This is a genomic window from Pseudomonas sp. 05N434 (assembly GCF_056396965.1).
The window spans coordinates 1-9,128 of sequence record NZ_JBFTMK010000156.1 but is presented as its reverse complement, the minus strand read 5'-3'; the positions used below and the strand labels follow the sequence as shown (position 1 = coordinate 9,128).

The 9,128-nt window shown below is 61.4% G+C and carries 10 protein-coding genes; 5 read left to right on the top strand and 5 right to left on the bottom strand.

Going from position 1 to position 9,128, the window contains the following annotated elements; translation table 11 throughout:
- From AC1DLB_RS12540 to AC1DLB_RS12520, 5 genes are all read right to left on the bottom strand, one after another.
- Positions 1 to 712, bottom strand: a 712-nt coding sequence (locus tag AC1DLB_RS12540; protein WP_477785070.1) for a GntT/GntP/DsdX family permease, incomplete at its 3' end; no start/stop codon positions are given.
- A 193-nt stretch (positions 713 to 905) separates the two neighbouring features.
- Positions 906 to 2,219, bottom strand: a complete 1,314-nt coding sequence (locus AC1DLB_RS12535; protein WP_018925375.1) for a sensor histidine kinase — start codon at positions 2,217 to 2,219, stop codon at positions 906 to 908.
- Positions 2,216 to 2,884, bottom strand: coding sequence for a response regulator transcription factor (locus AC1DLB_RS12530; RefSeq protein WP_018925374.1), 669 nt, complete (start codon positions 2,882 to 2,884; stop codon positions 2,216 to 2,218). Before AC1DLB_RS12530 ends, AC1DLB_RS12535 begins: the two co-directional genes overlap by 4 nt.
- 3 nt (positions 2,885 to 2,887) lie before the next feature.
- Positions 2,888 to 3,193, bottom strand: coding sequence for a PepSY domain-containing protein (locus AC1DLB_RS12525; protein WP_018925373.1), 306 nt, complete (start codon positions 3,191 to 3,193; stop codon positions 2,888 to 2,890).
- A complete protein-coding gene (locus tag AC1DLB_RS12520) occupies positions 3,193 to 3,501 on the bottom strand; it encodes a PepSY domain-containing protein (protein ID WP_018925372.1) in 309 nt (102 codons plus the stop codon). The genes AC1DLB_RS12525 and AC1DLB_RS12520 overlap by 1 nt, the downstream gene beginning before the upstream one ends.
- 279 nt (positions 3,502 to 3,780) lie before the next feature.
- On the opposite strand from AC1DLB_RS12520, the gene AC1DLB_RS12515 reads away from it, so the two are divergent.
- The 5 genes from AC1DLB_RS12515 to codA all read left to right on the top strand — a co-directional run bounded on the left by AC1DLB_RS12515 (position 3,781) and on the right by codA (position 9,085).
- A complete protein-coding gene (locus tag AC1DLB_RS12515) occupies positions 3,781 to 4,860 on the top strand; it encodes a patatin-like phospholipase family protein (RefSeq protein WP_477743746.1) in 1,080 nt (359 codons plus the stop codon).
- Between the two features lie 85 nt (positions 4,861 to 4,945).
- A complete protein-coding gene (gene queD, locus AC1DLB_RS12510; RefSeq protein ID WP_007933061.1) occupies positions 4,946 to 5,302 on the top strand; it encodes a 6-carboxytetrahydropterin synthase QueD in 357 nt (118 codons plus the stop codon).
- A gap of 112 nt (positions 5,303 to 5,414) precedes the next feature.
- Positions 5,415 to 6,245 carry an alpha/beta fold hydrolase gene (locus AC1DLB_RS12505; RefSeq protein ID WP_477743747.1) on the top strand — a complete coding sequence of 277 codons (831 nt, stop codon included), beginning with the start codon at positions 5,415 to 5,417 and terminating at the stop codon, positions 6,243 to 6,245.
- A 310-nt stretch (positions 6,246 to 6,555) separates the two neighbouring features.
- Positions 6,556 to 7,827, top strand: a complete 1,272-nt coding sequence (gene codB, locus AC1DLB_RS12500) for a cytosine permease (protein ID WP_477743748.1) — start codon at positions 6,556 to 6,558, stop codon at positions 7,825 to 7,827.
- Between the two features lie 13 nt (positions 7,828 to 7,840).
- Positions 7,841 to 9,085 carry a cytosine deaminase gene (gene codA / locus AC1DLB_RS12495; protein WP_018925368.1) on the top strand — a complete coding sequence of 415 codons (1,245 nt, stop codon included), beginning with the start codon at positions 7,841 to 7,843 and terminating at the stop codon, positions 9,083 to 9,085.
- Positions 9,086 to 9,128 lie beyond the last annotated feature (43 nt).

Here is a 9,128-nt window from a genome sequence, read left to right as displayed (position 1 = left end):
GGCTCAAGGGGTTGTACTGCACCGCGACCTGTTCGACTTGCTCGATCTTTTCCAGGTCGTAAACGCGCTTCTTGCGGTAGCTGATGAAGGCTGCCGCGAGGCCAAACACCATGCCCAGCGCCGGAATGCCCATGGCATGGGTGACGTTGATGCCGCTGATGTCCACCCCGCTACGGGCGACGTTGGCCAACAGGATTTCATTGAGGAAGATGTTGCCGAAGCCCACCGGCAGGAACATGTACGGCGTGATCAGCCCGAAGGTCATCACGCAGGCGATCAACCGCCGGTCCAGTTGCAGTTTGGTCAGCACATATAAAAGAGGCGGCACCAGCAACGGGATAAACGCGATATGAATCGGCAAAATGTTCTGCGAGGCGATGGCCACCACCCAGAGCAGGCCGATCAGCAGCCATTTGACATTGCCGCCGCCGTTGGTGTGCTGGCGATCGACCATGGCCAGGGCTTTGTCCGCCAGGGCGTGGGCCAGGCCGGACTTGGCGATGGCCACGGCGAACGCGCCGAGCAAGGCGTAGGACAACGCCACTGTCGCCCCGCCGCCGAGGCCGCTGTTGAAGGCTTTGAGGGTCGCATCGATCCCCAGGCCACCGGTCAAACCACCGACCAGCGCACCCACAATCAGCGCGATTACCACATGCACGCGGGACAGGCTGAGTATCAGCATGATGCCGACCGCGGCAATTACTGCATTAATCATCGTTACCTCAAGGCAAGCGGAAAGAGTCCGTCCGGCAGTGCGCACAAGCGCCGCCAGCGGATTGAAGAGAGGGTTTTATTAGAGGGCGCGCACTGTGCCGCAGCATCGTCCCCTTGTCAAAGCGAACGGCTATTGCCGATATGTAACGGATTGCGCTCCCACAGGGTTATGGGTTGGCTTCCGCTCTGTGTCAGCGTTTGGGCAGTTCGATCATCACTTTCAAGCCGCCCCACTCGCTTTCCTCCAGCCTCAACACCCCGCCCCACGTGTCGACGATGTCGCGCACGATGCCCAATCCCAATCCATGCCCATCGGTCTGTTCATCAAGCCGTGTACCGCGGCTGAACACCTGGTCACGCTGGTCTTCGGGAATCCCCGGCCCATCGTCTTCCACGCTCAACTGAAAACTTTCAGCCGTTTCAACCACGCTTAACCGAACCTCGGCATCCGCCCATTTGCAGGCGTTGTCCAGCAGGTTGCCCAGCAACTCCAGCAGATCTTCGCGATCCCACGGCAGTTGCAAACCGGCCGGTGCGCGGTAGCTCAGGTCGAGGTGTTCACCGTGAATCATGTTCAGCGTGGCCAGCAACCCCGGCAGCTCGGCATCGCAATCAAACAACGCACCCGGCAGCGCATCGCCGGACAACCGGGCGCGGTTGAGTTCGCGATTGAGTCGCTGCTGGACCTGCTCCAGTTGCGCTTGAATCACCTTGCGCAGCTGCGGGTGCGCATCGAGCTTCTCGCTGGAAGCCAGGCTCAACAACACTGCCAACGGGGTTTTCAACGCATGCCCCAAGTTGCCCAAGGCATTGCGCGAGCGCTTGAGGCTATCTTCGGTATGGGCCAGCAAATGGTTGATCTGCGCCACCAGCGGTTCCAGCTCCACCGGCACGGCTTCGTCGAGTTGCGAACGCTGGCCCTGCTGCAACTGGGCGATTTGCTCGCGGGCCTTTTCCAGCGGGCGCAAGGCGCGGCGCACGGTGATCCGTTGCAACAGCAAAATCAGCAACAGCCCCGCCAGCCCCAACCCGAGACCGACTTGTTGCATGCGACAGAAACTCTCGCGCACCGGCGTGTAGTCCTGAGCGACGCTGATGGAAATCGCCTGGCCCAGCCGCCGGTAGTCCGAACGCAGCACCAGCAACTGCTGCCCTTCCGGCCCCAGTTGCAGGTTGCTGTTCAGGCCCGGGTGTTCGAGCCGCGGCAGGTCCTGATCCCATAACGAGCGGGAGCGCCAATGGCTGTCGGCAAAGTCGATACGAAAATAGTGCCCGGAAAACGGGCGCTGATAGGCCGGCGACAGATGGCGCTCATCCAGCTGCAACCCCTGCGGGCCACGCACCAGCGCCACCAGCAGGTTTTCACTGTCGTTGCGCAACCCGGCTTCGAGGTAGCGCTGCAAACCCATTTCGAACAGCCACAGGCTGGTTTGCGCCAGCACCAGGCCGACGATCACCATCACGCTGATCAGGCCCAGGCTCAAGCGACGCTGGATCGACCTCACTGGGCTTGCCCGCCGAACAGGTAACCCTGACCGCGACGGGTTTCGATCACGCTGCGGCCGAGCTTGCGGCGYAGGTGATTGACGTGGACTTCTAGCACGTTGGAGTCGCGCTCGGTTTCACCGTCATAGAGGTGTTCGGCGAGGTGGCTTTTGGAAAGGATCTGTTCGGGGTGCAGCATGAAATAGCGCAGCAGGCGAAATTCGGCGGCGGTGAGCTGGATGTCGGCGCCGTCGCGGGTCACGCACTGGCGACCTTCATCCAGGTGCAGCCCGGCGGCCTTGAGTGTCGGCTGATTGGCCTGGCCGTGGGAGCGGCGCAACAAGGCCTGAATGCGCAGGTGCAGTTCTTCCGGGTGGAAGGGTTTGCTCAGGTAATCGTCGGCGCCGGCCTTGAGGCCTTCGATCCGCTCGGCCCAGGAACCGCGTGCGGTGAGAATCAGCACCGGCGTGGCCAGGCCACCGGCCCGCCACTGCGCCAGCACCTCAAGCCCCGGCAAACCCGGCAGGCCGAGGTCGAGGATGATCAGGTCATAAGGCTCGCTGCTGCCCTGGTACACCGCATCGCGGCCGTCGGCCAGCCAGTCCACGGCGTAGCCTTGCCGATTGAGGCCGGCCATCAATTCGTCGGCCAGCGGCACGTGGTCTTCCACCAGGAGCAAACGCATCGATCAATCTTCCTTGTCTTTAAGCACGTGGCCGGTGGTGGCATCGACGTCCAGCTCGCGCACCACGCCTTCGGCGGTCAGCAGCTCGACTTCATAAACATAGACGTCGTGTTTTTCTTCAAGCTCGGCTTCCAGCAACTTGGCCCCGGGATAGCGGTCCAGCGCTTGCTGCAAGAGCTGCTCCAGCGGCAGGATCACGCCCTGTTGGCGCAGGCGCAGGGCTTCGTCCTGATCCAGGTCGCGGGCCACGGCCACCGAGCAAAAAGCCAGAAGCACCAGCGCCATGCTTGAAAATGAAAGCACCTTCATTACGTATCCTGATGATCCCTGAGAACCTGCCCGCTGACCGCATCCAATTCCATATCCCACTCAATGCCTTGCGGGTCGCGCAGTTCCATCTGGTATTTGTACTTGCCGTACTCTTCTGCAAGCTCGGTGCCGGTGATGGTCGAGCCGGGGTGTTTGGCCAGAGCGGTGGCGTTGAGCTTCTCGAAAGACACAATGGTACCAGCGTCGTGCAGTCTCAGGGTTTCGTCGGGGCCCAGGTCGCGGGCATGAGCGAGGCTGGCGGTCAGGCAGATGAGGGACGCGGTGAACAGGGCAGTCAGGATTTTCATGGGGTGGCTCCGTATTTTCTTATGTGTTGCCGACGGCGCGACCTTAGCGATTCGAACTTAACTGAAACTGAATTGCCATCATTGGGAATAGCTTACGCATAACCCGGAGCTGCCGAAGGCTCGGGCCGCGATCGGACGATCTTTTGATTTGGATTTTTTGCGTGCATGACGCAGCCAAAAATCAAAGCATCGCAGCCTTCGGCAGCTCCTGCATTGATCGGGGACAATCGCAGCCCAAGAGGTGCTTATAATCCCTGCTTGCCAGACATCGAGACCGGTATGACCGCTATCCACATCAAGTTCCCTTCCCTGACCCTCAAGGCCGGCCCGCGTGCTCTGGCGCGCATCCGTGCCAACGGCTTGAACGCTGCCGATGTGGGCACGTTGCCGGGCGCCGCCGGTGGCCCGAAAGCGCTGGGGATTCAGGGTCTGGACCTGGCGCTGTTTGGCGAATGGCTGCCGGCGGCGCCCCGGGAGCGTTCGCTGATCGGCGCCTCGGTGGGTTCCTGGCGGTTCGCCAGCGCCTGCCTGCCGGATGCCGCCGAAGGCATCCGCCGCCTCGGTCATCTGTACACCGAGCAGAACTTCGCCAAAGGCGTGACCATGGCGCAGATCAGCCAGAGCTCCCGACGCATGCTCGATGACTTGCTCGACGGCCGCGATGCCGCGATTCTGGATAACGCCCACTACCGCCTGAACATCATGGTGGTCAAAAGCCACGGCCTGTTGGCGGACGATCATCGCGGCCGGTTGGGGCTGGGCCTGTCGTCAGTGATCGCCGACAACCTGCGCGGTCGCGCACGGTTGTCGCGGCATTTCGAGCGGCTGATCATCCACGACCCGCGCCTGGCACCACCGGTCAACGCGCTGAACGACTTCCCGTCGCGCTTCATCTCACTGAATGCCGGCAACCTGCGCCAGGCCCTGCTGGCCTCGGGTTCGATCCCGATGGTCATGCAAGGCGTACGCGACTTGCCGGGGGCCGGCGCGGGGACGTTCCGCGATGGTGGTCTGCTGGACTATCACCTCGACCTGCCCTACAGCGGCAACGACATCGTGCTGTATCCGCACTTCACCGACCGGGTGATCCCCGGCTGGTTCGACAAGACGCTGCCATGGCGCCGCGCCTGCCCTGAGCGCTTGCAGGATGTTCTGCTGCTGGCCCCGTCGAAGGAATACCTGGCACGCCTGCCCTACGGCAAGCTGCCGGACCGCAACGACTTCAAGCGCTTCATGGGCGATGCCCCGAGCCGACAGAAGTATTGGCGCGCAACGATGGATGAAAGCCGTCGCCTGGGCGATGAATTCCTTGAACTGGCCGCCAACGGTCGCCTCGGCGAGCGCTTGCTGACCCTTTAGTCAGTGTTTTGCCCGGAGCTCTGGTAAACTCGCCACCTGCCCACATCGCCGCGGCGATCGCCACCTGAAAGAGCTGAACATCACTGTGGAAATCTTCAAAGAATTTACCTTCGAATCCGCCCATCGCCTGCCCCACGTACCGGACGGCCACAAGTGCGGCCGCCTTCATGGTCATTCGTTCAAAGTGGCGATTCACCTGAGCGGCGACCTCGATCCGCACACCGGCTGGATCCGCGATTTCTCTGAAATCAAAGAGATCTTCAAGCCGCTCTACGAGCGCCTCGATCACAATTACCTGAACGACATTCCCGGCCTGGAAAACCCGACCAGCGAAGTGCTGGCCAAGTGGATCTGGAATGAGTTGAAGCCATTGTTGCCGGAACTCAGCGCGATCCGCATCCACGAGACCTGCACCAGCGGTTGCATCTATCGCGGTGAGTAAACGTAAATCCCATAAGGAGAATGCGTTTCGTCAGTGATATGAAAAACAGCCTTCAATGGCTGTTTTTTTATGCCTATGCTTTTGGGCTCGCACACGCCAAGAGGACGCACCCATGACTGACTGGCCGCTGGCTCAGACCTATCGTTTCAACGGGCACTCCGTTCGCTACGCCGTACGTGGCGACGGTCCGCCGCTGGTGTTCGTGCATGGCACGCCCTTCTCTTCTCATGTGTGGCACAGGATCGCGCCGCACTTCATCACCACGCACCGGGTGTATTACTTCGATTTGCTGGGTTACGGGCAGTCCGCACAGCCGGACGGCGATGTGTCGCTGGGCGTACAGAACCAACTGTTGGCGCAATTGCTGGAGCACTGGGGCCTGGAACGGCCAGACGTGGTAGCCCACGATTTCGGCGGCGCCACTGTGTTGCGCGCGCATCTGCTCGATGGCAAGGATTACCGCAGCCTGACGCTGATTGACCCGGTGGCGCTGTCGCCCTGGGGTTCGCCGTTCGTGCAGCATGTGCGTCAGCATGAAGCGGCGTTCAGCGGGCTGCCTGATTACATTCAACGGGCGATTGTGCCGACCTATATTCGTGGCGCGATCAAGCGCGAGATTTCCGATCAGGAGCTGGCGCCTTACGTGCAGCCCTGGCTGGGTGATTCGGGGCAAGCGGCGTTCTATCGGCAGATCGCGCAGATGGATGAGCGTTATACCCGCGAGGTCGAAGCGCTGTACCCGACGATTCGCTGCCCGGTGCAGATTCTCTGGGGGGAAAACGATCAATGGATTCCCATTGAACGCGGGCGGGCGTTGCATCAGATGATTGCGGGGTCGCAGTTTCATCCCGTTGCGAATGCCGGGCATCTGGTGCAGGAGGATGCACCGGAGGCGATCATGGCGGCGATATTGCGGTTTTTGCCGTTGGCACAGAACGCCTGAGCGACGGAGACCCTGTGGCGAGGGGGCTTGTCGGAACGCCGCATCGCCCCGTTGGGTCGCGAAGCGGCCCCAAAATCTCTGAGATACCAAAGATCTTGTGAGCGCTACGCACTCAAACGGGGGCAAGCCCCCTCGCCACAGGACGTTGTGACTACCTGATTGCTGCGTTCCAATTTGAACCACTGCCGCACTGCTTTCGTGCCCCTCTTCAGGCTAAATCCGCCGGCTCGGCTATAAAGAACAACACCCTCGCGCCATTGGCACGAGCACTGCAACACCCTCGCGTCCTCCATCCAGCAAGGAATGCCACATGACGCAGAACGATCCGGGCAACGATTACCCTTTAAGCGAAGTCCCGATGCATGCCCGCAAGGGGCTCGCCTCCACAGCCATGGTGCTGCTGGGTTTTACCTTCTTCACGGCGACCATGTTTGCCGGCGGCAAGCTGGGGGTGGCGTTCAGTTTCAGCGAGATGCTGGCGGTGATCATCGCCGGCAATCTGCTGTTGGGAATCTACGCAGCCGGGCTTGGCTACATCGCCTTCAAAAGCGGCCTCAATTCGGTACTGATGGGCCGTTTCTGCTTCGGCGAAGTGGGCAGCAAGCTCAGCGACCTGATCCTCGGCTTCACCCAGATCGGCTGGTACGCCTGGGGCACCGCGACCGCAGCCGTCGTACTCGGCAAATATTTCGAACTGAGCGAAAGCACCGTTCTGGGGCTGATGGTGCTGTTCGGCCTGGGCTTTTGCGCCACGGCGTACATCGGCTATCGYGGGCTGGAGATTCTGTCGTACATCGCCGTACCCGCCATGATGTTGCTGCTGACGCTGTCGATGTGGGTCGCGACGGTGAAGGTCGGCGGGCTCGAGGGTTTGCTCGCCGTGGTGCCGACGGCAACACTGGACTGGTCGACCGCGATTACCCTGGTGTTCGGCACCTTCGTCAGTGGCGCGACCCAGGCGACCAACTGGACACGTTTCTCCCGTTCGGCGCGAGTCGCGGTGCTGGCGAGCCTGATCGGCTTTTTCATCGGCAACGGCCTGATGGTGTTGATCGGTGCCTATGGCGCGATCGTCTATCAGCAACCGGACGTAGTCGAAGTGCTGTTGCTGCAAGGCTTCGCCATGGCCGCGATGGCGATGTTGCTGCTCAACATCTGGAGCACCCAGGACAACACGATCTACAACTTCGCCGTCGCCGGCTGCAATCTGTTGCGCACCGGCCGGCGCAAAACCGTGACCCTGGCCGGCGCGGTGATCGGCACGCTGCTGGCGCTGCTGGGCATGTACGACATGCTGGTGCCTTACCTGATTCTGCTGGGCACGGTGATTCCGCCGATTGGCGGGGTGATCATGGCGGACTTTTTCTTCCGTTACCGTGGGCAATATCCACGCCTGGCCGATGCCCGGTTGCCGGCGTTCAACTGGCCTGGCCTGAGCGCTTATGCGGTCGGCACCGTCGCAGCATTCAGCTCGCCGTGGATCGCGCCGCTGGTAGGGATTGCCACTGCCGCGCTAACGTATGTGTTATTGACCGGCGTACTGGGTGCCCGTACCGCCGAAGCACCACTACAAGATCTCTAAAAGGACTCGCCTGATGCATATCATCAACGCCCGCCTGCGCAACCAAGAAGGCCTGCATGAGTTGCACCTGGAAAACGGCCTGATTCACAGCATCGCCCGGCAAACCGAAGCCCCGTCACTGGGGCCGGATGACCTGGACGCCGGCGGTAATCTGGTGGTGCCGCCCTTCGTCGAACCGCACATTCACCTCGATGCCACCCTGACTGCCGGCGAACCGCGCTGGAACATGAGCGGTACGCTGTTCGAAGGTATCGAGTGCTGGGGCGAGCGCAAGGCCACCATCACTCAGGAAGACACCAAGACCCGCGCCAAAAAAACCATCCAGACCCTCGCCGCCCACGGCATTCAGCACGTGCGCACCCACGTCGATGTCACCGACCCGGAACTGATCGCGCTCAAGGCGATGCTCGAAGTCCGCGAGGAAAGCCACCACCTTATCGACTTGCAAATCGTCGCGTTCCCCCAGGAAGGCATCGAGTCGTACCGCAACGGGCGCGAGCTGATGGAAGAAGCGATCCGCCTGGGCGCCGATGTGGTCGGCGGCATTCCGCATTTCGAATACACCCGGGACCAGGGCGTAAGCTCGGTGAAGTTCCTGATGGACCTGGCCGAACGCACGGGCTGTCTGGTGGACGTGCATTGCGACGAAACCGACGACCCGCACTCACGCTTCCTTGAAGTGCTGGCCGAAGAGGCCCGCAGCCGCGACATGGGTTCGCGCGTCACCGCYAGCCACACCACGGCGATGGGCTCCTACGACAACGCTTACTGCGCGAAACTGTTTCGCTTGCTCGGGCACTCGGGGATCAGTTTTGTTTCTTGCCCCACCGAAAGCATTCACCTGCAAGGCCGCTTCGACAACTTCCCGAAACGCCGTGGCGTGACTCGCGTGAATGAGTTGCTCGAAGCGGGGATGAACGTGTGTTTCGGTCAGGACTCGATCGTCGACCCGTGGTATCCGCTGGGCAATGGCAACATCCTGCGGGTGCTCGAGGCCGGTTTGCACATCTGCCACATGCTCGGTTATCGCAATTTGCAGAGTGCGCTGGACCTGGTCACGGACAACAGTGCCAAGGCGATGAACCTGGGCGATCGCTATGGTCTGGAACGGGGCCGGCCGGCGAATCTGCTGATTCTGTCGGCGGACAGCGATTACGAGGTGATCCGCAGCCAGGGTCTGCCGCTGTATTCGATTCGCGGGGGCAAGGTGTTGATGAAGCGACAGATGCCGGTGGTTGAGTGGGCGGATCGGCTCTGAATCTTCGCTGACCGTTCGGGCGTCATCGCGAGCAGGCTCGCGA